This window comes from Antiquaquibacter soli (assembly GCF_030580675.1).
Lineage (GTDB): Bacteria > Actinomycetota > Actinomycetes > Actinomycetales > Microbacteriaceae > Rhodoglobus > Rhodoglobus soli.
Window position 1 is genome coordinate 1760516 of sequence record NZ_JAUQUB010000001.1, and the last position, 25736, is coordinate 1786251.

The 25736-nt window shown below is 70.0% G+C and carries 22 protein-coding genes; 5 read left to right on the forward strand and 17 right to left on the reverse strand.

The window, feature by feature from the left end:
- The 7 genes from Q5716_RS08680 to Q5716_RS08710 form a co-directional block, all read right to left on the reverse strand.
- Entirely contained in the window at positions 1-1632 is a 1632-nt protein-coding gene (locus Q5716_RS08680; RefSeq protein WP_305002676.1) for a dipeptide ABC transporter ATP-binding protein, read from the reverse strand.
- A 9-nt stretch (positions 1633-1641) separates the two neighbouring features.
- Complete coding sequence (locus tag Q5716_RS08685) at positions 1642-2163, reverse strand: GbsR/MarR family transcriptional regulator (protein WP_305002677.1); 522 nt, start codon at positions 2161-2163, stop codon at positions 1642-1644.
- A 65-nt stretch (positions 2164-2228) separates the two neighbouring features.
- A complete protein-coding gene (locus Q5716_RS08690; RefSeq protein ID WP_305002678.1) occupies positions 2229-3638 on the reverse strand; it encodes a serine hydrolase domain-containing protein in 1410 nt (469 codons plus the stop codon).
- 19 nt (positions 3639-3657) lie between these two features.
- Entirely contained in the window at positions 3658-4545 is an 888-nt protein-coding gene (locus tag Q5716_RS08695) for an ABC transporter permease (protein ID WP_305002679.1), read from the reverse strand.
- The gene (locus tag Q5716_RS08700) at positions 4538-5464 is read right to left on the reverse strand and encodes an ABC transporter permease (protein ID WP_305002680.1); all 927 of its coding nucleotides are present in this window, start codon (positions 5462-5464) and stop codon (positions 4538-4540) included. Before Q5716_RS08700 ends, Q5716_RS08695 begins: the two co-directional genes overlap by 8 nt.
- Complete coding sequence (locus Q5716_RS08705) at positions 5464-6867, reverse strand: M14 family zinc carboxypeptidase (protein ID WP_305002681.1); 1404 nt, start codon at positions 6865-6867, stop codon at positions 5464-5466. Before Q5716_RS08705 ends, Q5716_RS08700 begins: the two co-directional genes overlap by 1 nt.
- 20 nt (positions 6868-6887) lie before the next feature.
- A complete protein-coding gene (locus Q5716_RS08710) occupies positions 6888-8480 on the reverse strand; it encodes a peptide ABC transporter substrate-binding protein (protein ID WP_305002682.1) in 1593 nt (530 codons plus the stop codon).
- Between the two features lie 230 nt (positions 8481-8710).
- Between Q5716_RS08710 and Q5716_RS08715 the strand changes: the two genes are divergently transcribed.
- Complete coding sequence (locus tag Q5716_RS08715) at positions 8711-10732, forward strand: M3 family metallopeptidase (protein ID WP_305002683.1); 2022 nt, start codon at positions 8711-8713, stop codon at positions 10730-10732.
- Here the strand turns inward: Q5716_RS08715 and Q5716_RS08720 are convergent.
- From Q5716_RS08720 to Q5716_RS08760, 9 genes are all read right to left on the reverse strand, one after another.
- On the reverse strand, positions 10729-11724 hold the full coding sequence (locus Q5716_RS08720) for an LLM class flavin-dependent oxidoreductase (RefSeq protein ID WP_305002684.1): 996 nt from the start codon (positions 11722-11724) through the stop codon (positions 10729-10731). The genes Q5716_RS08715 and Q5716_RS08720 overlap by 4 nt on opposite strands.
- Before the next feature lie 28 nt (positions 11725-11752).
- Positions 11753-12490 carry a hypothetical protein gene (locus Q5716_RS08725; protein WP_305002685.1) on the reverse strand — a complete coding sequence of 246 codons (738 nt, stop codon included), beginning with the start codon at positions 12488-12490 and terminating at the stop codon, positions 11753-11755.
- Between the two features lie 9 nt (positions 12491-12499).
- Positions 12500-13690 carry a benzoate/H(+) symporter BenE family transporter gene (locus Q5716_RS08730; protein ID WP_305002686.1) on the reverse strand — a complete coding sequence of 397 codons (1191 nt, stop codon included), beginning with the start codon at positions 13688-13690 and terminating at the stop codon, positions 12500-12502.
- A gap of 9 nt (positions 13691-13699) precedes the next feature.
- Positions 13700-15880, reverse strand: a complete 2181-nt coding sequence (locus tag Q5716_RS08735) for a glycoside hydrolase family 31 protein (protein ID WP_305002687.1) — start codon at positions 15878-15880, stop codon at positions 13700-13702.
- Positions 15877-16986 (reverse strand): glycoside hydrolase family 15 protein, encoded by a 1110-nt coding sequence (locus tag Q5716_RS08740; RefSeq protein WP_305002688.1) that lies wholly within the window; start codon positions 16984-16986, stop codon positions 15877-15879. The genes Q5716_RS08735 and Q5716_RS08740 overlap by 4 nt, the downstream gene beginning before the upstream one ends.
- A 77-nt stretch (positions 16987-17063) precedes the next feature.
- Entirely contained in the window at positions 17064-18305 is a 1242-nt protein-coding gene (locus Q5716_RS08745; protein ID WP_305002689.1) for an ABC transporter substrate-binding protein, read from the reverse strand.
- 55 nt (positions 18306-18360) lie between these two features.
- A complete protein-coding gene (locus tag Q5716_RS08750) occupies positions 18361-19212 on the reverse strand; it encodes a carbohydrate ABC transporter permease (RefSeq protein WP_305002690.1) in 852 nt (283 codons plus the stop codon).
- Positions 19205-20149, reverse strand: a complete 945-nt coding sequence (locus Q5716_RS08755) for a carbohydrate ABC transporter permease (RefSeq protein ID WP_305002691.1) — start codon at positions 20147-20149, stop codon at positions 19205-19207. The genes Q5716_RS08750 and Q5716_RS08755 overlap by 8 nt, the downstream gene beginning before the upstream one ends.
- The gene (locus Q5716_RS08760; protein WP_305002692.1) at positions 20146-21366 is read right to left on the reverse strand and encodes an ROK family transcriptional regulator; all 1221 of its coding nucleotides are present in this window, start codon (positions 21364-21366) and stop codon (positions 20146-20148) included. The genes Q5716_RS08755 and Q5716_RS08760 overlap by 4 nt, the downstream gene beginning before the upstream one ends.
- Positions 21367-21459: 93 nt before the next feature.
- Between Q5716_RS08760 and Q5716_RS08765 the strand changes: the two genes are divergently transcribed.
- Complete coding sequence (locus tag Q5716_RS08765) at positions 21460-22236, forward strand: hypothetical protein (protein WP_305002693.1); 777 nt, start codon at positions 21460-21462, stop codon at positions 22234-22236.
- Between the two features lie 14 nt (positions 22237-22250).
- On the opposite strand, the gene clpX is transcribed toward Q5716_RS08765, so the two are convergent.
- Positions 22251-23528 (reverse strand): ATP-dependent Clp protease ATP-binding subunit ClpX, encoded by a 1278-nt coding sequence (gene clpX / locus Q5716_RS08770; protein WP_305002694.1) that lies wholly within the window; start codon positions 23526-23528, stop codon positions 22251-22253.
- Between the two features lie 147 nt (positions 23529-23675).
- Between clpX and Q5716_RS08775 the strand changes: the two genes are divergently transcribed.
- The 3 genes from Q5716_RS08775 to Q5716_RS08785 all read left to right on the forward strand — a co-directional run bounded on the left by Q5716_RS08775 (position 23676) and on the right by Q5716_RS08785 (position 25699).
- Positions 23676-24245, forward strand: coding sequence for a hypothetical protein (locus tag Q5716_RS08775; RefSeq protein WP_305002695.1), 570 nt, complete (start codon positions 23676-23678; stop codon positions 24243-24245).
- Positions 24246-24338: 93 nt separating this feature from the next.
- Positions 24339-25019: a YcnI family copper-binding membrane protein gene (locus Q5716_RS08780; protein ID WP_305002696.1), complete on the forward strand. Its 681-nt coding sequence runs from the start codon at positions 24339-24341 to the stop codon at positions 25017-25019.
- On the forward strand, positions 25016-25699 hold the full coding sequence (locus Q5716_RS08785; protein WP_305002697.1) for a copper resistance CopC family protein: 684 nt from the start codon (positions 25016-25018) through the stop codon (positions 25697-25699). Before Q5716_RS08780 ends, Q5716_RS08785 begins: the two co-directional genes overlap by 4 nt.
- Positions 25700-25736: the final 37 nt, after the last annotated feature.

A 25736-nucleotide genomic window follows, 5' to 3' on the forward strand; every position in this document is an offset into this window, starting at 1 on the left:
TCAGCTCGCGAGCCGCTCCTGACGCCGCTGCGCCTGCAGCACCGGGTCGGGGACGGGGACCGAGGCGACCAGCCGACGGGTGTAGTCGTCTCCGGGGCGGGTCAGCACATCCTCGCGGTCGCCGTACTCCACGAGCCGGCCCCGCTGCATGACGGCGATCCGGTCGCACAGGCTGTCGACGACGGCGAGGTCGTGGCTGATGAAGAGGCACGCGAATCCGAGGGACGACTGCAGCTCGCGGAACACGTCGAGGACGCGGGCCTGGACCGAGACGTCGAGAGCGCTCGTGGGTTCGTCCGCGATGAGGAGCTTCGGTTCGAGAGCGACCGCTCGAGCGATGGAGACGCGCTGGCGCTGACCGCCGGAGAGCTCGTGCGCGTAGCGGGACATCCAGTCGCCCGACAGCCCGACGGACTCCAGCAGCCCCACCACTCGCTCGCGCAGTTCGCGACCGCGCACACCCAGGATCACGCTGAGGGGCTCGGACACGGTCTGCTCGACGGTATAGCGGGGGTTCAGTGACGCGGCCGGGTTCTGGAAGACGACGCCCACCGTCCGGTGCATCGTGCGCCGCTCCGCCACGGACGCGCCGACGACGTCGATCCCGCCCACGCGCACGTGACCGCCGCTGATCGGGGCCAGGCCGATCGCGCAGCGGCCGACGGTCGTCTTGCCGGATCCGGACTCCCCGACGAGCGCCACGATCTCGTGGGGGCCGACGGTGAAGCTCACGTGGTCGACCGCGCGGAACGTGCCGCGAAGCCGGGAGCGGTAGTCGACGACGAGGTCGGCGACCTCGAGCACCGGAGCCGCCGGGTCGAGCGCGGTCGGCGAGGGTCGCAGCCCGATTCGGGGCACCGCCGCGAGCAGTTCGCGTGTGTAGTCCGCCTGCGGTCGCTCGAACAGCTCCACGGCCGTGTTGGTCTCGACGATCTCGCCCCGGCGCATCACGACGACGCGGTCGGCGAGGTCGGCGACGACGCCCATGTCGTGCGTGATGAGAAGGATCGCGGTGGAGAGCCGGTCTCGGAGGCGCCGCAGCACCTCCAGGATCTCGGCCTGCACCGTGACATCCAGCGCGGTCGTCGGCTCGTCGGCGATGAGCAGCTCGGGTTCGCTCGCGAGCGCCATCGCGATCATGACCCGCTGGCACTGACCCCCGCTGAGCTGGTGCGGGTAGTAGCCGAGGCGTGACTCGGGGTCGGGGATCTCCACCTGGCCGAGGAGTTCGATGGCGCGGGCACGGCGCCCGGCCCGGTCGAGTGACGGGTCCTGCTGGCGCACGGCCTCCATCAGCTGGAACCCGATCGAGAAGACCGGGTTGAGCGCCCCCTGCGGGTCCTGGAACACCATCGCGACCCGTCGCCCCCGCACCGACCGCAGCTGCTCGTCGTCGAGACCGGACAGCTCGAGATCGCGGAGACGGATGCTGCCCGCCACCGTCGCCGTGCGGGGCAGGAGTCCGAGCACCGCCATGGCCGTCGCGCTCTTGCCCGACCCCGATTCGCCCACGAGGGCGACGACCTCGCCGGGCATGACCTCGAGACTCGCCCGGTCTACGGCTCGCGACGTGGAGCCATCCACGGTGAAGTCGATGCTGAGGCCGTCGATCGTGAGCAGGGGGTCGGTCATGTCATCTCGCTAGGGTTTCGGGGTGCCGTCGCGCTCGGCCTTGGCGGCCTCCCAATCGACGAGCATCTTGCGGTGATACGAGATCACCCAGGTCATGTAGTCGCGCCCGTTGATGAGGCGCTGGCGGGCGTCGCCATCCGTGAAGCCGAGCTCGAGCCCGCGCTCCATGAGGTCGCGCTGCTTCTCGAGGAAGCGGCGCTCCCCCGCGAGCCAGCCGCCCCACACGTCGTTCTCCATGCGGAAGTAGTGGCTGCGGTCGCCCGGGATGGCGTGCCGGCGCACCCACCCGCCCTCGACGAGACGACGAGTGGTGGTCGAGACCGATCCGGCGCTCGCGTTGAGCACGGAGGCGAGGTCGGCCGAGGAGATGTACGGAGCGTCCATGATGAGGAGGTAGCCGAGGATGCGACCCTCCATCCGCGGGGAGCCGGCGGCCTCCCAGAAGAGCCCGAAATCTTCAGCGAATGCTCTGCGAGCCGCCTCTTTCTCGTCGACGACCTCCGCCGTTGCCGCTGCATCGTCAGTCGACATGCCCACCCCGTTCGAGTCTTCAGTGATTTCCGAAAACTCAGCATAGAGCAGCACTTCCGGGGCGCTCACGGGCCCTCCGCGACCGCGCCCACGGCCCCCGCGGGCGTCTGGAACGGGCGCATCGACATGCCGCCGCCGCCTCGGATGGACACCACCCGGTCGCCATCGAACTCGTAGGTGATCAGCTCGCCGGGCGACCCGAAGCCGCTGCCGGAGACGAAGCGGAGGGCATCCGGGCCCACGACCTCGAGCGTGTCCGTCCCGACGAGCGGCGCCGGCGCACCCGGGTGGATCGCGAGGATCCGCTCCCCGAGCTGCGCGACATCCATCACTCCCCACATGTTCGCAAAGCGACCCGTGAAGCGGGAGGCGTCCGGCGTCGATGCCGTGGCCGGCTTCTCGGTCGCGTGATCGAGGAGCGCGAGGATGCCCTGCGAGAGCTCCGCGGCGGGGCCGTCGACCGCGTTCGTGAGCACGCTCACGACGAGGCCGGTGTGGGGGTCGAGGATGGTCCGGGTGATGTGGCCCGGGTATCCGCCGCTGTGGCCGATCACGTCGTGCGACCCGATCGTCTCGGAGATCATGCCGAGTCCGTAGTAGGCGGCGGTCGGCTCGTCGGGGTCAGAGTGCCACTCCCGGCGCTGCTGCAGGCGCTTGCTCGCATCCGTCAGCATCGTCTCGTCGCCGAACGCGTGGGCTGCGAAGTAGGCCGTGAGGTCCTCGGCGGTCGAGTAGAAGCCGGTCGCCGCCGCCATCGCGCGAGTGTCGACGTGGTCGACGCGGATGCGGGAGCGCGAGGTGTGGAGCCCGGTGTGAGCCGCCGCGTACTCGCTCGCTCGCGAGGCATCCCACTCCGGCCCCGTGTTGGAGAGACCGAGCCGCGTGCAGATCTCCTCAGCGACGTACTGGTTGTAGCTGCGGCCGGACGCGGCGGCGACGATCATCCCGAGCAGCGAGTACCCGATATTCGTGTACTTGAACTTCTCGTTGCGCTCGAGCACCTTCCCCTCGTCGAGCAGGATGCCCGTGAGCTCGTCCTCGTCGGGGAAGGGCCGTGAGTGCTGCCAGTAGTCGCCGTCGAGTCCGTCGCGGATGATGCCCGCGGAGTGCCCGAGCAGGTCGCGGACGGTCACCTCGGCGAGCGGCGATGACTCGAGGGCCGGCACGAATGACGAGGCGAGGTCGTCGAGGCGCAGCGCCTTGGACTCCGCGAGCTGCATGATCGCGGTCGCCGTGAAGGTCTTGGAGTGCGAGGCGACACGGAACAGGTGCGACGTGGTGAGCGGAGCGCCCGTCTCGATGTCGGCGACACCGACGGCACCCGAGAGCTGGACGGCGCCGTCGAAGCGCACCGCGTACTGCACCCCGGGCACGCGCAGCGCCCACGCCCGGTGGGCGATCCAGGACTCCACGTAGGGAAGGGCGGCGCGCAGGCTCGCGAGCTGCTCGGCGGTGTAGGGCGGGGTGGGGGTCACTGCGGGGTCCGTTCTTGTCTCAGGTGTTGCGGCGGGGGTCGAGCGCGGCGCGCAGCGAGTCCCCCAGGACGATGACGCTCAGCACGGTCACGGCGAGGAAGATCGACGGGAACAGCAGCAGGTGCGGAGCGAGCTGGAACTTCGACTGCGCGCTCGCGAGCTGCAGGCCCCACGAGATCGCGGGCGATTCCAGTCCGATGCCGAGGTAGGTGAGGGTCGACTCCGAGACGATGACGGAGCCGATCATGATGGTGGCGACGACGATCACCGGCGCGAGCGCGTTCGGCAGGATGTAGCGCGTCACCACCCGCCACCAGCTGAGCCCCATCGTGCGGGCCGCGAGCACGTACTCCGAACCGGTGATGCCGCGCACCGAGCTCCGGACGAGGCGGGCGAGCAGCGGCCACGAGAACAGGGCGAGCACGAGGGAGACCGAGAACACCGTGCGCTCGGAGACGCTGTTGAGCACGACGATCGCTCCGAGCAGGAACGGGAACCCGAGGAAGATGTCGGTCAGCCGAGAGATCACGCTGTCCGCCCACCCGCCGCGCGTTCCGGCGATCGTTCCGAGCACGACCGCAACGAGCAGCGACAAGACCGTCGTCAGCACGCCCACCGCGATCGACGACTGCGTCCCGTAGATCACATTCGCGTAGACATCGCAGCCCTGGACGTCGAAGCCGAAGGGGTGACCCGGCTCGGGTCCGTCGATACTCCGTGACAGGTCGCACACCCTCGGGTCTCCGTTGCCGAAGAGCCCCGCGAAGAAAGCCGGGAGAAGCGCGATGAGCAGCAGCAGCCCGAGCGCAGCGAGCGGGACGATCACGCTCGGTCGGCGCAGGATGCGCACCCACATGCCGCGGCCGCTGCGCGCGGGCGCTGTCGTGTCGAACAGGGCCTCAGTCATGGCGGATCCTCGGGTCGAGGGCGGCGTGGAGCAGGTCGACGAGCACGCTCGTCACCAGGAAGACGAGGATGAGCGCCGTCGAGATACCTACGACGGTCGGGCCCTCGTGCGAGCGGATCGCCCCGAAGAGGAGATTGCCGATGCCGGGGAGGTTGAAGATGCCCTCGACGACGACCGCGCCGCCGAGGAGGTAGCCGAGGTCCGTCGCGAGGAACGTGACCGCGGGGATCGCCGAGTTGCGCAGCACGTGCACGCCGACGACCCGCCGCCGGCTGAGGCCCTTCGCCCGAGCGGTGCGCACGTAGTCCATTCCGAGGTTGTCGATGACCGACGAGCGCATGAGCCGGGAGACCACCGCGAGGCCGTAGAGCGCGATGACTGCGGCGGGCAGGATGAACGCCACCGGCCACCCCGCCTTGTCCCCCGCCACCGGCAGGATGCCCCACCGCACGCCGAACAGCAGCTGCGCCGACACCCCCACGACGAAAACAGGGATCGCTGTGGCGAGAATCGTCGTCACGAGGATCGTGCGATCGATCCAGGTGTTGCGCTTGAGCGCGGCGACGAGGCCGAGACCGAGACCGACGACGATCTCGATCGCCCACGCCGAGAGCGCGAGCACGAGCGTCACGGGCCACGCGCGGAGGATCTGCGCTCCCACCGGTCGGCCGGAGAAGTCGGTGCCGAAGTCCCCCGTGAAGAGACCGCCGAGGTAGCGGAAGTACTGCACGAGGAGCGGGTCGTCCAGGTGGTAGGCGGCACGGAGGGTCGCGATCGTGGACTCGGCGATCGGGCGCTCCCCCGCGAGCGCGCGGATCGGATCCCCCGGCAGCGCGAAGACCATCGCGTAGATGACGAACGTCACCCCGAAGAAGACGATGACGAGTTCGAGGACCCGCCCGCCGATCACCTTGGCCATCAGTCGTCGGCCCCCAGTCCGTGGAACGCCGCCGCGAGGAGCGCCCCGTACTGCACCCCGACGACATCGGCGACCGGGATGACGGTGGCGGTCGTCGCCGTCGCCGCCTCGACCTGCCACTCGGCGTAGAGCGACTCGAGCCGGGCGACGAGCCGGCGCAGCGGCGCCGGGGCGACGCCCGCCACGGACTCCGCCTCGAGGGCTCGCAGGAGCATCCCTCCGTAGCGCAGCCGGAAGCAGTGCACGAGGTCCTCGTTGCCGAAGCGCTCGGCGATGGTGGCCCCCCGCTCCGATTCCGGCTCCGCTGCCCGGGCGCGGTCCATCGCGCCGATCTCCGCGAGCATGGGCACGAAGACCCGGGACGCCGTGAGGAACGGCGAGACGATGGAGACGTGCTCCTCGGCCTCAGCCAGGATGGCGCCGAGTTGCTCGGACGCGTCGATGAGGCGACCGCTCGTGCGCGTGACGAGGTCGCGGTAGGTCTCTCCCGCGGGCGACTGGTCGTCCGAGTCGGGATGAGTCCAGTACGGCAGCTCGGCGACGAGCGAAAGCGTCCCGTAGCGCTCGGCGTACTCGCTCGAGCTCGACCCGCCGACCATCGACGTCGGATCGAGGCCGAGCCCCTCGAGGTAGTCGTACGCGTCGGTGATCGACCCCGTCCCGTAGATCGCGGGCGCGTAGGTCTCGAGGTACGGGGACTCCGGCTCGCCCGTGTTGAGCGGCAGGCCGACCTCGGCCGGGATCGCGTGGAGGAGGTCGTGGAGCGCCGGAACCGGGCGGGAGAGGTAGTAGTAGACACCGCCCATCTCGCCGTTGTGGAGGGCGACGTAGAGGTCGGGACGGGTGCGGTCGATCTCCCGAGCGAGCGCTTGGGTCTCCGGCATCATCCGGTCGAAGTAGGCGTTCTTGTAGGACGTCGGGAAGGTCCACTCGACCTGCTGGTCGGGCTCGGGGCGGTAGAAGCGCCGCGAGTAGAAGTTGCGGTCCTGCGGGGTGGCGTACCAGCCCTCGTTGAGGCGGGCGCCGTCGGGATCGATGCAGGGAACGATGTGCCATGCCCCGCCGGACGCCTCGAGCAGCCCCGGGTCGGAGATCAGCTCGGTTGCGAGGTGCAGCGCGGTGAGGAAGCCGATGGGTTCGTTGGGGTGGACCCCGCCGACGACGAGGTAGGAGCGCTCGCCCGCGCCGATGGTGTAGCCCGGGATCGGCTCGCCTCGCCGGCTCGTGCCGATCCGGCGTGACTGGACGAGGTCCGGATGCTCGGCCGCGAGGGCGGCGAACGAGCCGAGCAGCTCGTCGATGGCGGGGAAGCCCTCGGCGGCGGGCACCGCCCGGACTCGGCGGAGGATGTCCTCCGCCGAGCCCGGTGCGGTACCCACCGGCGGGGTGGTGCGGGTTGTCACTGTCGAACTGCTCCGGTCGCCTAGTCGGCCAGGACGATCTTCGAGAGGACCGGGCTGCCCGAGACTGCCGGCAGCTCGAGGACGCGCTCCGAGGTCACGTAGTTGTACGTGTTGGAGAACGTCGGCACCGTCGGGAACTCGCTGAGCACGAACTCCTGCACGGCGGCGTAGCCCTCGTAGGAGTCATCCAGCGTCTGCGAGGCGTCAGCCGCGAGCAGGAGCTCGTCCACCGTGTCGGAGCTGTAGCCGGTGCACAGGTAGCAGCCGCCGCCTTCGGTGAAGAGCGCGCGGAGCGTGCTCTGCTGGCTCGGGTAGAGCGCGCCCCAGTGGCCGAAGTGCGGACCGGCCACGGTGTGGTCGACGAGCGACTGCCAGTACTCGGCCCAGTCGGTCGTCGGCGAGGCGACGGCGTCGATCCCGAGGTTCTGCCGGATCTGGTTGGCGTACGCCTCGAAGAGCTCGTCGAGTCCGCTGCCGCCCGGGTAGACGATCGTCATCGTGCCCTCGAAACCGCCGGCCTCCTCGAGCTTGGCCTGGGCCGCGTCGACGTCGAACTCGCACAGCTCGCCGCAGATGCCCGCGGGGTCGCCGTTCATGTTGGGAGAGGTGAGCGAGTTGGCCGGGGCGTACAGTCCGCCGTAGATCGCCTCGTTGATCGCCTCTCGGTCGATCGCCATCGAGATCGCCTCGCGCAGGTCCTGGTTCTGCCACTTCTCGTCCCACAGGGGGAAGCCGATGTAGTCGACTCCGGGCGCCTGCAGCGAGTAGACGTGGTCGTCGCCGAAGTCGGCGATCGCGCTCGTCATCTTCGCGGTCGGCAGGTAGAGGACGTCGGCGTTACCGGCGAGGACGTCGGTGTAGGCGGTGAGGTTGTCGGTGTACGGGCGGAACGTGATCCCGGCGATCGTCGGGGCGGGCCCGGCGTAGTCGGCGTACGCGGTGACCGTGTACTCCTCGGTGTCCTCCCACGCCTCGGTCATCTCGAACGGCCCGTTGCCGATGGGCTGGCGGTCATACGCGTCGAGATCGTCGTACGCGGCCTCGGGCATGGGGTAGAAACCGGTCTGCGCTCCCGTGAGCTGAAGCGGGAACTGGCTGTCCGGTCCCACGAGCTCGACGGTGAAGGTGAGGTCGTCGACGACGGTCAGCCCGGACATCGCGTCCGTGGTCGGCTCGCCCTCGGCGGGATTGAGGTCGGTGTAGCCGACGATGGAGGCGAGCTCCCAGCTGTTCTCCCAGGCGTTCGGCCCGTAGGCGGTGAAGTTCCACGCGTCGACGTACGACTGCGCCGTCACCGGCTCGCCGTTGTGGAAGGTCCAGCCGTCCTTGAGCGTGATCGTCCAGGTCGTGGCGTCCTCGCTCTCGACGGACTCGGCCGCGAGCATCGAGGTGTTGCCCTCGGCGTCAAGGTCGACGAGCGGCGAGAAGACGCTCATGACCTGGTCGAACGCGACCGTCTGGCGGCCGGGCGTGAGGTGATCGGGTTCCCCACCGGCGAAGATGAGGATGTCGGAGGAGGCGTCGGAGTCCGACCCTCCTGCGGCACAGGCGGTGAGGCCGAGAAGCGCGACGGTCGCGATAGCGAGAGCGCGCGCGGGGCGGGGGAATTGCATGGAGCCTCCCTTGGCCGCCGGCGGCTGCCGCGGCCGTCGTCGGATTCGGGGGTGCCGGTCGGCGTCCCCGTGGTGCTGATCCTCACTCTAGGACCGGTTGACCACTTGAAGTTATCGAAGTTTCAATATGCAATGAATCTTTTACGGCGGGGAAACGTGCGATTAACAAACCGCCCCGGGTGCTGATTTCGGCTCAACCCGACGGATGACGCGGAGCATAGGGTGGAGTCATGAGCAACCCCTTCTTCGAGCCCAGCACCCTCCCCTACGGCATGCCGCCGTTCGCCGAGATCCGGGACGAGCACTACAAGCCGGCATTCGAGAAGGGGATGGCCGACCAGCTCGCGGAGATCGCCGCCATCACCCGCCGCCGCGACATGCCCACCTTCGAGAACACCTTCATCCCGCTCGAGCAGAGCGGGCAGCTCCTCGAGCGCGTCGCCGCGGTCTTCTTCAACAAGGCCTCGGCCGACAGTAACGACTACACGAACGAGCTCGAGGAGGAGATCGCGCCCCTGCTCGCTGCCCACTCCGACGCGATCAAGCTCGACCCGCAGCTCTACTGGCGCATCAAGACCGTGTACGACACGGTCGAGAGCCTCGGCCTCGACGCCGAGTCGCGCTACCTCGTCGAGCGCTACTACATGGAGTACACGGTCGCCGGAGCAGGACTCAGCGACGACGACAAGGAGAAGCTCAAGGAGTACAACCAGCGTCTCTCCACCCTCACCACCAAGTTCGAGAAGAACCTGCTCGCCGACACCAACGACCTCGCGGTCGTCATCGAGGATGTCGCCGAGCTCGACGGGCTCGAACCCGGCGAGATCTCCGCCGCGGCCGAGGCCGCGAGGGAGCGCGGGCTGGAGGGGAAGTACCTCATCACGCTCGTGCTGCCGACCGGGCATCCGTTCCTCTCGGCGCTCACCGACCGGACGGTCCGCGAGCGCATCATGGCCGCGTCGCGGGCGAGGGGCAACCGCGGGAACGAGTGGGACAACAGCGACATCGTCCTCGAGATCACGCGGCTGCGCGCCGAACGGGCCAAGCTCCTCGGCTTCGACTCGCACGCGGCGTGGGTCACCGCCGACGAGACCGCCAAGAACCCCGGCAACGTTCGCGCGATGCTCGACCGGCTCGCCGTGCCCGCCGCCCGAAACGCCCGCGAGGAGCAGGCCGACCTCGAGGCGCAAGCCGGTCACCCCATCGCGGCGCACGACTGGGCCTTCTACACCGAGAAGGTCCGTCAGGCGAAGTACGACGTCGACGAGGCGGCGATGCGCCCTTACTTCGAGGCGGAGCGCGTGCTGTGGGACGGCGTGTTCTTCGCCGCGACGAAGCTCTACGGCATCCAGTTCACCGAGCGCGACGACATCGTCGCCTACCACCCTGACGTCCGGGTGTTCGAGGTGACCAACGACGACGGCTCCCCCGTCGGCCTCTACACCCTCGACCTCTACACCCGCGACTCCAAGCGTGGCGGAGCGTGGATGAACTCACTCATCGCCCAGTCGACGCTGCTCGACCACCCGGTCGTCGTCACCAACAACCTCAACGTGCCCAAGCCTGCCGCGGGCGAGCCCACCCTGCTGACCTACGACGAGGTCAACACGTTCTTCCACGAGTTCGGCCACGCTCTCCACGGGCTGTTCGCGCGCGTCACCTACCCGAAGTTCGCGGGAACGAACACCTATCGGGACTTCGTCGAGTTCCCGAGCCAGGTGAACGAGATGTGGATGCTCTGGCCCGAGGTCCTGGCCAACTACGCCATCCACTACCAGACCGGCGAGCCGATGCCCCAGGAGTTCGTCGATCGCATCCAGGCCTCGAGCGCCTTCAACGAGGGGTTCCAGACGAGCGAGTACCTCGCCGCAGCGCTCCTCGATCAGGCGTGGCACGCGCTCGGCGCGGGGGTCGTCATCGACGACGTGCCGACCTTCGAGTCGCGAGCGCTCACCGCCGTCGGCCTCGACAACCCCGCGGTGCCGACGCGCTACTCGAGCACCTACTTCGCCCACACGTTCTCGGGCGGCTACGACGCCGGCTACTACTCCTACATCTGGAGCGAGGTGCTCGACGCCGACACCGTCGACTGGTTCAAGGGGAACGGCGGACTCACCCGCGAGAACGGCGACCGGTTCCGCCAGCGCCTGCTCGGCGTCGGGGGCTCCAAGGATCCGCTCGAGGCGTTCCGCGACTTCCGCGGCCGTGACGCGGACATCCAGCCGCTGCTCGACCGCCGAGGACTCAACTAGGCGATCGCGCGCAGGGTCCCGAGCTTCGTGGCGAGATCGGGGCCTTGCGGAGCGACGATGACCTCGTCGGCACCTGTCGCCGTGGCGAGGTCGTCGATGCGCTGTCGCACGAACTCGCGAGTGCCGATCGCCTGGTGCGAGTTGCGCTCGCGCACCCACTCCCGCTCGACCTCCGACCACGGGTACGCCTCGGCTTCCGCGAGAGTGGGGATGCGACCGGGCCGCTCGCCCGACCGCATGCGCACGAAGAGCAGCCCGTTGGGCAGGGCGAGTCGCTCGGCCTCGTCCGCCGACTCGGCGACGAGTGTCGAGACAGCGACCATCGAGTGCGGCTCCCGTAGCACGACCGACGGGGTGAACGCCTCGCGGTAGAGGTCGAATGCGACACGGGTGTTCGGCCCTCCCGCGAAGTGGTGGGCGAACGCGAACGGGAGCCCCATCATGCCCGCGAGGCGCGCGCTGAAGTCGCTCGAGCCGAGCAGCCACAGCTCGGGCGAGTCGCCGAGGCCCGGGACCGCGACGATGCGCGACCCGATGCCGTTCTCGAGCGGCGGGATCGTGCCGAACCACGCGAGCAGCTCGATGACCTGGTTCGGGAAGTCGTCCACCGACTCCTGCGCCGCGCGCCGGAGCACCGCCGCGGTGAGTCCGTCGGTGCCGGGTGCCCGGCCGAGGCCGAGATCGATGCGGTCGCCGTGCAGGGCCACGAGCGTGCCGAACTGCTCGGCGATGACGAGCGAGGAGTGGTTCGGCAGCATGACGCCGCCCGATCCGACACGGATCGTCGACGTCGCCGCGGCGACCGCCCCGATGAGCACGGCGGGGGCGGATGACGCGACGGCGGGCATCCCGTGGTGCTCCGCCACCCAGAACCGGCGGTACCCGAGCCGCTCGGCCTCCTGCGCCGTCGCGATGGTGTCGCGCAGTGCCTCGGCGTGTGACATCCCCTCGTACACGGAGGCGAGATCGAGGACGGAGAGCGGGGCGGTCATGACAGGGGCAACACCCGGCCCCCGCGGGTCATTCCGTAGGCGGCACCGGGTCGAGGGATGCCACGAGCTCGCCGACGACCGCACTCGGAGCCACTCCCCGCTCCGCCGCGATGCGCGCGAGCCGCTCGGCGGCCTCTCCCTCGAGCCGGACGGTGATCGCCGCCGCGCCGTCGCGCGTCACCCGCCCGACCACGGGCAGCACGATCGTGCCGAGCACGTCGAGGATCGCGAGCACGCCGAACACCCTCCAGTACCCGTCGCCGTCATCGCCCGGGATGCGCCCGTCGGTGAGGATCGGGATCGACAGCAGCACGGCGACGAGGGCGATCAGCACGAGCGTGGCCGCGAGTCCCGCCCGCACGCCGCCGTTGCGGCGATCGCCGAGCAGGAGCAGGAGGTTGGCGTGGGCGAGGCTCAGCGCCGCGATCGACAGCACGGCGAAGGCCTTGAGTGCCGCCTCCCACTCGTCGCCCCAGCTCTCCCAGCTCCGCCAGATGAGCACAGCGCCCAGCACGAACGCGAGGGCCGACACGGCGATGCCCACGAAGCCGACGATGCGCTGGGCGCGGCCGACGACGGCGAGGTGGCACAACGCGGTGATCGAGAACCCCGCGAGGAGCAGGGTCGTGAGCAGGATCTTGCCCTGCAGCTCGCCGAACTCGCCCGTGAGGAGCGTGACGATACCGAAGAGGGCGGCGATCGACAGCGAGACGACGATGAAGACGATCGCGGTGCGGCGGAATCCCTTGAGCGACGGCGCAGTCATCCCGTCAGCCTACGCGTCGGGCTTCTCGGTGTCCTCGCCGAGCCCGGGCTTCGGCCGCCGCCGCCACCCGAGCCAGAGCATGACGACCCCGCCGACGAGGAGGCCCCAGAACGCCGACCCGATGCCGACGACGACGACTCCGGAGGCGACGACGAGGAACGTGACGATCGCCGTGAGCCGGTGCTCCGGCTGCTCCAAGGCGCCCACGACGCTCGAGATGAGGGCCCCCAGCACCGCGAGTCCGGCGACGGCCGTGACGAGGATGGTCGGGGCCGCGTTGATGAGCGCGACGGCGACGCCCGACCCCAGGCCGAGCGGGATGTACAGCAGCCCATTGGTGAGCGTGGATGTCCACCGCTTCGCCCGGTCGGGGTGCGACTCGTCCCCCGCCATGATCGCCGCGGTGATCGCGCCGAGGTTGATCGCGTGGCCGCCGAAGAAGGCCCCCGCCGCCGAGCCGAGACCCGTGCTCACCAGGGCGAAGCGCGGTCGGACCTCGAATCCGTTCGACTGGAGCACGACGAATCCCGGGATGTTCTGCCCCGCCATCGTCACGATGTACAGGGGCAGCCCGAGGCTCAGGATCGTGAAGAAGTCGAAGGTGGGCGCCACGAACACGAGCTGGGGAGCGATCTGCGCATCGGCGATCCACCCCGTGCCGGCCGAGTAGAGGATGGCGCCGATCGCCACCACCATCGCCGCCGGCACCGCCCACCGGGGCGCGAGCCGGTACAGCACAAGCCACACGATCACGATCGGCGCTGCGAGCAGCGGGAGAGTCGCGACTGCCTGGATCGGCGCGAGGCAGATCGGGAAGAGCACTCCCGCGAGCATCGCGCTCGCGAGCGGCTTCGGGATGCTCGTCACCGCCCGCGCGAGCCACGGCCACAACCCCGTGACCACGACGAGCGCAGCGCTCACGAGGAAGGCCCCGACCGCGTTCGAGAACGTGATGCCGTGCCCCGACGCCGCGAGCAGTACGGCCGCGGCCGGGGTGGACCACGCGATCGCGAGCGGAACCCGCAACCACAGCGCCCCGACCGTGCTCACGACGGCGATCGCGAGGCACAGCGCGAGGAGCCCGGACGCCGCCTCCTCCGGTGTCGCGCCGACGGCGATGAGACCGGCGATGACGAGAGCGAACGAGGTCGCGAACCCGGAGATGGCCGCGACGAAACCTGCGGAGATGGACTGGAGCACCCCGCAAGCCTAGGGCTGGAACACCGCCCCCATGGTCGGCCACGCCTCCGCTCGCACGTAAACCGGCAGCTCGTCGATGGGGACCGGCCGATCCACGACGCGACCGCCCGCGACCGGCTCGCCGGTGAACGCGTCCACCCAGTCGCCCGCGGGAAGGTACACACCCCACGAGGTAGCTCCGGGCTCGAGCACCGGCGCGACGAGCAGGTCGGGGCCGAGCATCCACTGGAGCGGGTGCATCCACACGTTCTCATCGTGCGGGTGGTCGAAGTACAGCGGCCTCATGAGCGGCTCTCCGGCCGCGATCGCCGACCGCGCCGACTGTGCGAGGTACGGCACCAGCCGCTCCCGCAGCTCGGTGAACCGACGGAAGACGGGGATGACCGACTCGTCGCCCCAGCGCTCCCCGATGTTCCACGGGGTCCGGTCGCGCGAGGGCGACCGGTGGTGGTTGAACTCCGAGTGGTACTGCATGATCGGGACGAATGCGGCGGCTGCGGCGGATCGGAGGTAGAGCTCGACGGTGGGCACGTCTCCGGAGAATCCGGCGAAGTCCCACCCCCAGTAGAGGATGCCGCTCGCCGACGCGGAGAGCCCGGCGAACATCGACCAGCGGAACGCCTCCCACGTCGAGTTCTCGTCCCCGGCCCAGAACGCGCCGTGCGCCTGGCTGCCGGTGAAGCCGGACCGGCTGAACGTCACCGGCGCCTTGCCCGCCGAGCGCAGCAGGTCGCCGAACGCCTTCGCGTACGCGACGGGGAAGCGGTTGTTGGACTCGTCGCCCGAGGAGCCGTCGAGGTAGCGCAGGTCCGCTCCCCACGCGTGCTCGCCGCCGTCGGTCTTGAAGCCGTCGACACCCATCTCCTCGACGAGGTAGCGGCGACGGTCGGTCCACCAGCGCGCCGCCCGCTCGTCGGTGAGGTCGGGCATGAGCCCGAGCGGGAACCACCAGCCGCGGTTGCGGTACGGCCGGAGCCGACCATCCGCGCCGACCTCCCGCACGAGCACGTCGTCGCGGATCGCCGACTCGGCATCGATCGCGACCTGGTCCCGCGGGTGGGGGCGCATCTTGATGAGCGGGATCTGCCACAGCACGAGCCGGATGCCCCGGTCGTGCAGCTCGTCGATCATGCCCTTCGGATCCGGCCACGGACCGTCGGCCGGGAAGTCGAAGTCGGCGAGGACGTGGGGTCGGTCCGCGGGCTCGAATCGCGCCCCTCGCCACGCCGTGAAGGTGCTCTCATCGCTCCACGCCTCGATGACGATGGAGCCGATCGGGATGCCCGAGTCACGGTGCGCGTCCGCCTGGCGCATCACCTCCGCCTGCGTGTTCCACTCGTTGCCGCTCGCCCACAGCCGGAACACCCAGTCGGGCAGCTCCTCGGGGTGGCCCGCCTCATCGAGGAACGCGGCGAGCACGGCCCGCGGGTCGCCCTCGAAGAGTCCGAGGTCGACGATCCCGTCGGGCCCGGTCTCCGCATCGATCCAGAGGCGGTTCGAGTCGGACTCGCCGATGTCGAACCACACCCGTCGGGAGGTGCGGACGTGGAAGCCCCACCCGCGGCCGCCGACGACGTGGGCGAAGGGCATCGGCAGGTACGTCTTGCGCTCCGCTCCCTGGCTCTTGTACTGCTCGAAGACGACGGAGTCAAGGCTTGCCCCGCGGAAATCGAGGGCGTCGTAGCGCTCGCCGAAACCGGCGACGTGCTCGCCCGGCTCGAGCGGGAGCGCGAACCGCACGCGGTGCACCCGCTCGCCGTCGGAGAGCGCCGTGGTGGTGCCCGGGAGCGCCCCCGTGACATCCGGTGCCGGCGCCCAGCCCGCGACCGCGGTCTCGAACCAGCGCGTGGACTGGCCGCCTCCCTCGAAGCGGTACCGCACGCGGTTCTCGGCCGCGAGGCCGTCGAGCCTTGTCTCCCACCCCGCCTGAGCACGAGCGAGGCGAGCCTGGGCGGACGCGAGATGGCCGCCGTCGATCGTCTGGCCTCGCGAGCGGCGCTGGGCTCGCGTCAGCGGCACGCGGTGCAGCGGCCCACCGTCGACGGAGTACTCGAGGTCCACGGCATCCACGTCGCCGGAACTGCGGACGCCGAGCACGAGCGGCTCCCCCGCGACCGGGACGACGGGATGCCTCTGCTCGGTGTCGACCGAGTACGGGTGGCCGCTGCCGAGCGGACGGTGCCGGATCATCGCCCGACCTCCAGCCGCACCTGCAGTCGGACGAACATCGCGTGCGACCACAGCAGCGGTGTGGCGACGGTGCCCCAGCGATCGATCCACTCCTGGCGCCGATCGGGGAAGAGCAGATGGTGCGGCACCTGCTCAGGCAGGTCGCCGTCCGCGGTGACGGTCGACGCCGCCCACTCGAGCAGCTCGCGCGCCCGAGCGGTGTCGCCCGCGTCGGCGTAGGCGAGACCGAGGAAGCAGCTGAGCAGCGGCCACTGGCCGCCGCCGAAGAACGTGTCGAGCAGGTAGCGGTGCACTCCCCCGTCGACGGTCAGCTGTTCGTCGAGCGCGGCGATCGTCGAGGCCCCCACAGCACCGTCGGCCGGGTACACCCGCAACGGTGCGACGAGCGCGGCGAGGCTCGCGTCGACGTCGGTCGAACCGAGCCACTTCGCGAGGTGGCCGGAGACCACTCCGTTCCTCGCGATGAGCGCACGGATGCGGGCGACCGCGTCGGCGCACGCATCCGCGCGCACCGGGTCCACGACGGCCTGGGCGGCGCGCAGTCCCGCCGCGATGCAGCCGAGAGTCGAGACGTGGACGTGTTCGGCGTGCTCCTCCCACCAGTCGAAGCACGGGCGCTCCCACGAGCTCGCGAGGTAGTCCACCGCGAGCTCGATCGCCGGCAGCCAGCGGTCGATACCGAGCTCATGGCGCTGCGCGTGCTCGACGACGGCCCACAGCCACGTGCCGTAGCCGTCGAGCTGGAAGTCCCACCACTCGTCGGAGCCCTCGGCCCCGTCGAACGTGAACCGTGTGCCGAGCATCCGCTCGTCGGGCACGGGCGAGCCCGCGGCCGCCGCGTCGACGACCTCCCGGATTCGCCCCGACCGAGCGGTCAGGATGCCCGAGCACCAGTCGTGGAACCGCGAGGCCGACCCCTCCTCCCCGTACGCCGACACCGCGTCGGCGATGAACGCCCCGTCACGGAACCAGGAGTAGCCCTGGTAGGCGGAGAACGTGGGGCTGGCCGGGTAGGCGCCGCTGGGGTCCTGCAGCCGCAGGATCAGCTCGACGCTGTGCCTCGACAGCTCGGCGAGCTCGACGTCGGTGGGCGCGCTCGTGGTCATGGGTGACAGTGCCTCTCGTGGTGGATGGGCGGGGCTCCGGGACGATCGTCCCGGAGCCCCGACGGATGGGTCGGGCGTCAGCCGCCGATGACCGCGTTGATGCGCTCCTCGGCGGAGGCGAGCGCCTCCTCGACCGTCTTGCGACCGGCCTGCGCCTCGATCAGCTCCTCCGTCACGATGTCCTGCATCTCGGTCTGGCCGACGGCGACGACCGGGGGCAGCGCGACGTTGTCGAGCGAGTCGAACACCGCCTGGCGGTTCGCGGGGTTGTCCTTCTCGAGGTAGGTCGCGAGCGCGGCCTCGTCGGAGACGGGCGGCAGCTCCCAGCCCGAGTCGAGGCGGACGTCCACCATCGTCGTCGACGACGTGAGGAACTCGGCCCACTTCGTCGCGGCTTCGATGTGCTCGGACGTCGCGGAGACGCCGACGGCGTTGGAGAAGACCGCGCTCGCCTGCGTGGTGTTGCCGGGCTCGACGGCGATGTCCCAGCCGAAGGGCACGTCGGCGAAGGCACCGAACATCCAGATCCCGGTGTGGAGCATGGCGAGCTTGCCGTCCTTGAAGAGGTTGGTGTCGAAGTCCGGGGTGCCCTGGCCCTGCTCGATCGTCGGCATCGTCGTGCCGCTCTTGCCGACGAGCCACTGGGCGGCCTCGATGCCCTCCGGGCTGTTGAAGGCGACGGCCGTGCCGTCCTCGTTGAGGAACTGTCCGCCGTTCTGGGCGAGCACCTTGTAGAACTCGTAGAAGCTCACGGGCTGGTGGTCGCCCCAGACGCCTGCCGCCTGGTCGGTGAGTGCGAGACCCGCGGCCTCCTCGTCCGCCCACGTCCAGTCGGAGCTCGGGTAGTCGAGGCCCGCGGCGTCGAAGAGGTCCTTGTTGAAGAAGAGCACGACGGTCGAGAAGGAGCTCGGCAGCGCGTAGGACGTTCCATCGGTCGAGTACGCCTCGAGGAGCGACGCGCGGTAGGCGTCGGGGTTCGCGACCTCGAGCGGGGCCAGCACTCCGCTCGACTGGTACGCCTTGTAGTTCGCGTACTCGATGTCGAAGACGTCGGAGACGGTACCGGCGGCGAGGTCGGTCTGGAGCGCGGTCCCGTAGTCGCCATAGGGCAGGGTCGTGACCTCGACCGTGATGTCGGGGTTCTCTTCCTCGAACGCGTCGATGATCGTCTGGAGGTTGTCCTCGTTGCCGTCGTTCGAGATGAAGTTGGTGTAGGTGATCGTGACAGGGCCGTCCGAGTCGCCCGCGGGGGCGCACGCGGTCATCACGAGCGCTGCGGCGCCGGCGACGCCGACGAGTCCGAGCAGTCTGCGGTTCATGGTGCTGTATCTCCTTTGATAGTGGGGGTGGTGCTGTGATTCCATGCCTCGGGTGTCACTTGATCCCGGAGCTGGCGACGCCCTGGATGACGTACTTCTGGGCGAAGATGTAGAGGGCGAGCATCGGGAGGATGCTCACCACCGAGCCGGCCATGATGACGTCCCACTCGGTCGTGTACTGACCCTGGAGGCTCGCGAGGGCGATCGGGAGCGTCTGCAGCTCGGGCGTACGGAGCACGACGAGCGGCCAGAGGAAGCTGTTCCAGCTCCCCATGAACGCGAAGACCGTCAGGGTCGCGAGGGCCGGCCGGATGTTCGGGAGGATGATCGTCCAGAAGATCCGGAAGTGGCCGGCCCCGTCGAGCGTCGCCGCCTCGTCGAGCTCCCGCGGCACCTGGTTGATCGCCTGCCGGAGGAGGAAGATGCCGAACGCGCTCGCGAAGGTGGGCAGGAGCGCTCCGAGGTAGGTGTTGAGCAGCCCGAACGTCTTCAGCTCCACGAAGAGCGGAACGATGAGCACCTGCAGCGGGATCATCATCGTCGCGAGGTAGACGGAGAACACGATGCCCGCTCCCCGGAACGGAAGCCTGCTGAACGCGTACGCCGCGGTGGAGCTCGTCACGAGCTGCACGACCGTCGTGATGACGGCGAGCAGCAGGCTGTTGCCGACCACCCTCGCGAACGGCAGCTCCGTGAAGAGCGTCTCGTAGGCCGACAGCGACGGGTTCTCGGGCCACAGGGCCGGCGTCACCGTGAGGCCCACCCCGGGGCTGATCGAGGTGATGAGCGTCCAGAGGAACGGGAAGAACATGACGACGGCGCCGAGCACGATGACGACGTGGAGCACGATCCATCCCGCAAGGCGGGGCCCGGGCATCCGGCGCGCTGACAGGGCGGTGTCAGCCATAGTTGACCCACCTCCGCTGGCCGCGGACCTGGATGAGAGTGATCGCGAGGACGACGACGAAGAGCAGCCAGGAGAGCGCGGATGCCTCGCCCGCAGCCCCGTAGCGGAAGGTCAGGTCGTAGATGCGCTGCACGACGACCTCGCTCGCGCCGTTCGGCCCGCCCCCGGTCATCGCGTAGACCTGGTCGAAGACCTGGAAGCCGTTGATGAGCGAGATCACGAACACGAAGAACGTGGAGGGGCTGAGCAGGGGCAGCGTCACGCTGAACAGTCGGCGCCACCATCCCGCTCCGTCCACCTTCGCGGCGTCGTAGAGGTCGGGCGAGATCGCCTGGAGCCCGGCGAGCAGGATGACCATGACGAAGCCGAGGTCCTTCCACGCGGACGCGAGGATGATCGACGGCATCGCCCAGGCCGGGTCGGTCCACCAGCCCGGGCCCTGGATTCCGACAGCGGCGAGCACCGCGTTGACGATGCCGTTCGACGGGTTGAGCAGCCACCGCCACACGAGGGCGACGACGATCCAGCTCGTCACCACCGGGAGGAAGTAGATCCCGCGCAGGAACGAGCGCCCCTTGAGCGCGGTGTTGAGCGCGAGGGCGAGGGCGAGCCCGCCCACGTACACGAGCGGCAGGTACCCGGCGATGTAGTAGAGCGTGTGCAGGAACACCGCGCCCGTCTGCGGGTCGCCGAGCAGGTCGATGTAGTTGCCGAGGCCCACGAAGCGCATCGCCGAGAGCAGGTTCCACTCGTGGAGGCTGATCCACAGTGCGGCGACCATGGGGCCGAGGGTGAAGAGCGCGAGGGGCACGGCGCTCGGGAGCAGGAAGGCGAGGACGGTGAGCGCGTAGCGCCGCTTGCGGCTGCCGGCCGTGCGGGGGCGCGCTGCCGGACGCGAGCGGTCGAGGAGCGAGGTCTGCGCGTTGGAGAGACTCACGAGGGCTCCCCGGTCGGAGCTGACTGCTCGACGAGTCGGGCTCGCACGAGGCGGCCCTGGTCGCCCGCGACACCCTCGGAGTCGAACGGCGTTGCGAGCACGATCGCCGCGGCGCCCTGCGCCCAGCTCTCATCGGCCCACGTCTCCACCGCGACCGGAACGGCTCGGCGGCTCGGCATGAGCGAGGATCGCAGCGCCGGTTCGAATCCGAACGACCAGTGCGACCACGCCGCCGTGCCTTCGCCGAGCACAATGACGATCTCCGGGTCGAGGGTGTGCACGATCCCGGCGAGCGCTCGGCCGAGGAGGTGGCCTGCCTCGCTGAAGAGGGCGCTCGCGGCCGAGTCGCCGGCGTCGGCCGCGGCGCGCAGCGCAGACATCCCGCTCCCGCCGCCGATCACCGCCTGCTCGCGCGCCCGCCGCACGAGAGCGGCCTCGCCGATGAGAGACTCGAGGCACCCCCGGTTGCCGCACGAGCACAGCGGCCCGTCCTCCAGCACGGGGATGTGGCCGATCTCGCCCGCTCCCCCGCCGTGTCCGCGCAGCACCACGCCGTCGACGACGATTCCCGCGCCGACGCCCGTACCGATCGTCACCACGAGGAAGTTCTCGTGCTGACGCCCGACGCCGTAGAGCCGCTCGGCCACGGCGAGCGCGTTGACGTTGTTCTCGACGAGGACCGGCAGGGAGAACTCCCGTCGCAGCGTCGCCCCGACGGGAACCTGCTGCCAGCCGAGCTGCGCGGAATCGACGAGGCCGTTGCCCTGGCGATCGACGCTGCCCGGGACCCCCACGCCGATGCCGAGCAGTGGCTCGTTCGACCCGCCCGCGATGAACCGGCGCAGGAGGACGGCGAGGTCGGCGAGGAGCGTTGTCGCTGACGCGTCGAACGGCTCGCTCGCCGAGCGGCGCACGGTGCCTTCGATGCCCACCTCGACGAAAGCGACGTGGTCGGCGACGACCTTGACGCCGATGGCACGACCGGCGGAGGACGCGAGGCCGAGCATCCGGGCCGGTCGACCGCCCTGGGACGGCGAGTGGTCGAGTTCGACGAGCAGCCCCTCGGCGAGGAGGTCCTTGGTGAGTGAGGTCATGAGGGCCGGGGAGACGTTGAGCACGCGGGCCAGGTCGGCGCGCGACGCCGGGCCGTGGGCCCCGAGGTGCGCGAGGATCGCCGAGCGGTTCACGTCGGTGCGCGAGGTGGGGCGGAGCGCCATCGGGTTTCCTTGCTGATCGTCTTTGTTCAGGACTAAATTAACCATAGAAGTATGTTCGCCCGGTCGTCAAGCCCGCACTCGAAGGAGAGACGGATGCCCCACCCCCGCCACCGGTTCGACCGGTTCCTCGACCTGCTCACCGCCACCGCGGCCGAGCGCGACGACATCGTCGGCCTCGCGGCGATGGGGTCGACCGCGGACCGTTCACGAGTGGACGAGTGGTCCGACCACGACTTCGCCCTCGTCACCGTGCCCGGTGCCGAGGACGGCTACCGCCACGACCTGTCGTGGCTTCCCGCCGCAGAGTCGATCGCGGCGAGCGTCGTCGAGCACCACGGGGGTGTGAAGGCGATCTACGACGACGGCCACGTGCTCGAGTTCGGCGTAACCGACCTCGCCGGGCTCGAGGGCTGGGCCGGCAACGCCGTCGACGTCCTCGTCGACAAGGGCGGCCTCGGCGAGGCAATCGACAGGATGCTCTCCCGCCCGCTCCCCTCGGGTCCGCGGGACGACCGAGCCGAGGCCACCCTCGTGCTCACCCAGGTGCTCATCGGGATGGGCCGGTACCGACGCGGCGAGGTGCTGAGCGCGGGTGAGAGCATCCGCTCCGAAGCGGTCGAGCACCTGCTGCGCGTGCTGGGGAACCGTCTCCCGGGCGACACCGCCCGGCTCGACACACTCGACCCGCGGCGACGCTTCGAGCTCGTGCATCCGGCGCTCGGAGCTCGGATCGCCGAGGCGCTGTCAGGTGACCTGGAGAGCGGGGCGCAGGAGCTGTTGCGTGTCACCGAAGAGCAGCTCGCGCCCGGGTGGGACGAGTTCCCTCACCGAGGGCTCGCAGCGGTGCGGGCCCGGCTCGGCTGGGGCTAGACCGACCGGGAGGGCTACGCCGACTTCTCGGCGCGCGGCGCCGAGCGGGGAACGATCGTCGGAGCGGCGTTCTCGAGCACGGCGGCACGCGTGACGACCACGCGGCCCACCTCGTCGTCGGAGGGCACGTCGAACATGATCGGTCCGAGCACCTCCTCCATGATCGCGCGCAAGCCGCGAGCGCCCGTCTGCCGCAGCACGGCGAGGTCCGCGATGGCCTCGAGCGCCTCCTGGTCGAAGTCGAGCTCGACGCCGTCGATCTCGAACATGCGCTGGTACTGGCGCACGAGCGCGTTGCGCGGCTTCGTGAGGATCTCCATGAGAGCCTCGCGGTCGAGCGGCGTGACCGTCGTGACGACGGGCAGTCGGCCGATGAACTCGGGGATGAGGCCGAACTTGTGGAGGTCCTCCGGAAGCACCTCGCCGAACAGGTTCACATCGTCGCCCTTGCTGTGCAGGGGGGCACCGAAGCCGATGCCCTTCTTGCCGGCGCGGTTGGAGATGATGTCCTCGAGTCCCGCGAAGGCACCGGCGACGATGAAGAGCACGTTCGTCGTGTCGACCTGGATGAACTCCTGGTGCGGGTGCTTGCGGCCACCCTGCGGCGGCACGGAGGCGACGGTGCCCTCGAGAATCTTCAGCAGCGCCTGCTGCACGCCCTCGCCGGAGACGTCACGCGTGATCGAGGGGTTCTCGGCCTTGCGCGCGATCTTGTCGATCTCGTCGATGTAGATGATGCCGGTCTCGGCGCGCTTGACGTCGTAGTCGGCGGCCTGGATGAGCTTGAGGAGGATGTTCTCCACGTCCTCACCGACGTAGCCGGCCTCGGTGAGCGCCGTGGCATCCGCGACCGCGAACGGCACGTTGAGCCGTTTGGCGAGGGTCTGGGCGAGGTAGGTCTTGCCGCAGCCCGTGGGGCCGATGAGCAGGATGTTCGACTTCGCGATCTCCACGTCGTCGATCGTCGCGTCGACGGAGGTGATCGTGTTGCGGGCACGAACTCGCTTGTAGTGGTTGTAGACCGCCACGGAGAGCGAGCGCTTCGCGTGCTCCTGGCCGATGACGTACTCCTCGAGGAAGTTGTAGATCTCGCGCGGCTTCGGGAGGTCGAACTCGCTCGACACCTCCTCGCCCGCTTCGGCGAGTCGCTCCTCGATGATCTCGTTGCAGAGCTCGACGCACTCGTCGCAGATGTAGACGCCGGGGCCCGCGATGAGCTGCTGGACCTGCTTCTGGCTCTTGCCGCAGAAGGAACACTTGAGCAGGTCGGCGCTCTCGCCTATCCGAGCCATGTCGTGTCCTCTCCCCAGCTTCCGCGCTTAGAGGTGCGCATACCCCGAGCCTAACCCGACTTTTCGGCGGGACCACGCACCCTGTCGAATCCCGCTCGGCGTGCCGCACTGTGGCACGATTGTCTACAAAACGTAGAAAAGAGCGGGATGAGCGCACGCGCGTCGCGCGCCGGCCGGGGCTGGCTGGTCGCTTTCGCCGCCACCGTGGTGGCCGCGGTCTCGCACACTCTCGCGGCGGGCGTGCCGCCCACGGCGTTCGGTTTCGGAGCATCCCTCGTCCTCGCGGGCACGGCGAGCGCGCTCCTGAGCGGGCGTCGGCAGTCGCTGTGGCGGCTCACCGCCTCCGTGGCGATCAGCCAGGTGCTCTTCCACTCGCTCTTCAGCGGCATGGGCACCCCGACCGCGGCGGTGCACGGGCACTCGCTCGCCGCCGTCTCCCCGATCCACGACCACGCCGCCGCCGACATGTGGCTCGCGCACCTGCTCGCGGGCCTGGTCACAGTCGTGCTCCTGAGGCACGCCGAGTCCGCGGTGCTCGGGCTCGCGGCATCCCTCCGCCTCGCCGCGGGCCGGATGCTCGCGCTCCCCACCGCCGTCGAGCCGCTGCCCGCGCTGCCGCTCGTGCCCGGGACTCGCGCACTCCGCCCCCGCGCTCGCCTGCTCGACGCCACTCCGATGACGTACCGCGGCCCGCCCCGGGAGCTCCGCGCCGCCTGAGCGGCGCCCTCGACTCCCCCGGCCTCCGGCCAGCCGCGAATCCGCGGCGCATTCTCGCGCGCTCGATCGCGCCCGTCATCGAAAGAAAGCCCTATGAACAAGTTCCTCCTGTCCGCCTGTGCTATTCCGGCGGGCCTCGTCCTCGCCCTTGCCGTGCCCCTCTCGGCGAGCGCCCACGTCTCGGCATCGGCCACCTCGACCGCCGCGGGCTCGTACAGCGTCATCACGTTCAGCGTGCCCCACGGCTGCGACGGATCGCCGACCACGGCGATCACCATCGAGATCCCCGAGGGGATCGACACGGTCACCCCGACCGTCAACCCGAACTGGTCGATCTCTCGCGAGCTCGAGCCGCTCGAGGGTGCCGACGACGGCACGGAGCGGACGGCCTCCGTGACGTACACCGCCGCAACGCCGCTCGACGCGGACCTGAGAGACGCGTTCGAGCTGTCTCTCCGGCTCCCCGACGGGCAGCCGGGCGATACCGTCGAGTTCCCGGTCCTCCAGTCGTGCGTGGCGGGCGAGACCGTGTGGGATGGCGAGGAGGTCCCGATGATCGTTCTCACCGCCGCCGAAGCCGATGACCACGACGGCCACGACGCAGCAGTCGAGCACGCAGAGACCGACGAGGACGACGCGGCGGCCCCGGTGTCCGCGACCGCGGGCCCCGGCGACGACGTTCTCGCCCGGGTTCTCGGGGGACTCGGACTCGTGCTCGGTACGATCGGCCTCGTCCTCGGAATCTCGGCTCGTCGGAAGGCGGCACAGTCATGACCCGCTCGACCCTCGCGCGCCGCGCGGCCCTCGCCGGCGCGGTGGCCCTCGTCGCGGCATCCGTCGCCGTCGCACTCCCGGCGAGCGCGCACAGCTACCTCGTCTCATCGACGCCCGGCGACGGCGAGGTGCTCGCGACACTGCCCGCGCAGTTCTCGGTGACCGCGAACGAGCCGTTGCTCGATCTCTCGGGCGACGCGAGCGGCTTCGCCATCCAGGTCGTGGACGCGGCGGGAGCGTTCTACGGCGACGGCTGCTTCGTCGTCTCCGGCTCGACCCTCTCGATGGGCGCGAGCCTCGGCGCTCCCGGCGATTACCGCATGTACTGGCAGGTGATCTCCGACGACGGGCACCCGGTGTCCGGCGAACTCGCGTTCTCCTGGACGGGCACGGGCGAGGCGACGGGACTCGCATCCCCTCCGGTGTGCGGACAGGATGCCGAACCCGAGCCCACCCCGACGGCGGAGCCCACGACGGCTCCCGAACCCGAGCCGAGTGCGACAGCCGCCCCGGTCGACGAGAATGAGGGCGTGCCCCTCGACTTCACCACCATCGGCCTGAGCGTGCTCGCGCTCCTCGGCGCCGTCGCCGTCATCCTCCTCGCGGTGCGCGCTCTGCGCGGAATGGGCAAGAGCTCAGACCGTGACGACGACAACTGGAACGCTCCGCCCTCGAGCTGATCGCGTCGAACGACGGAGGGCCGCATCCCCGACGGGA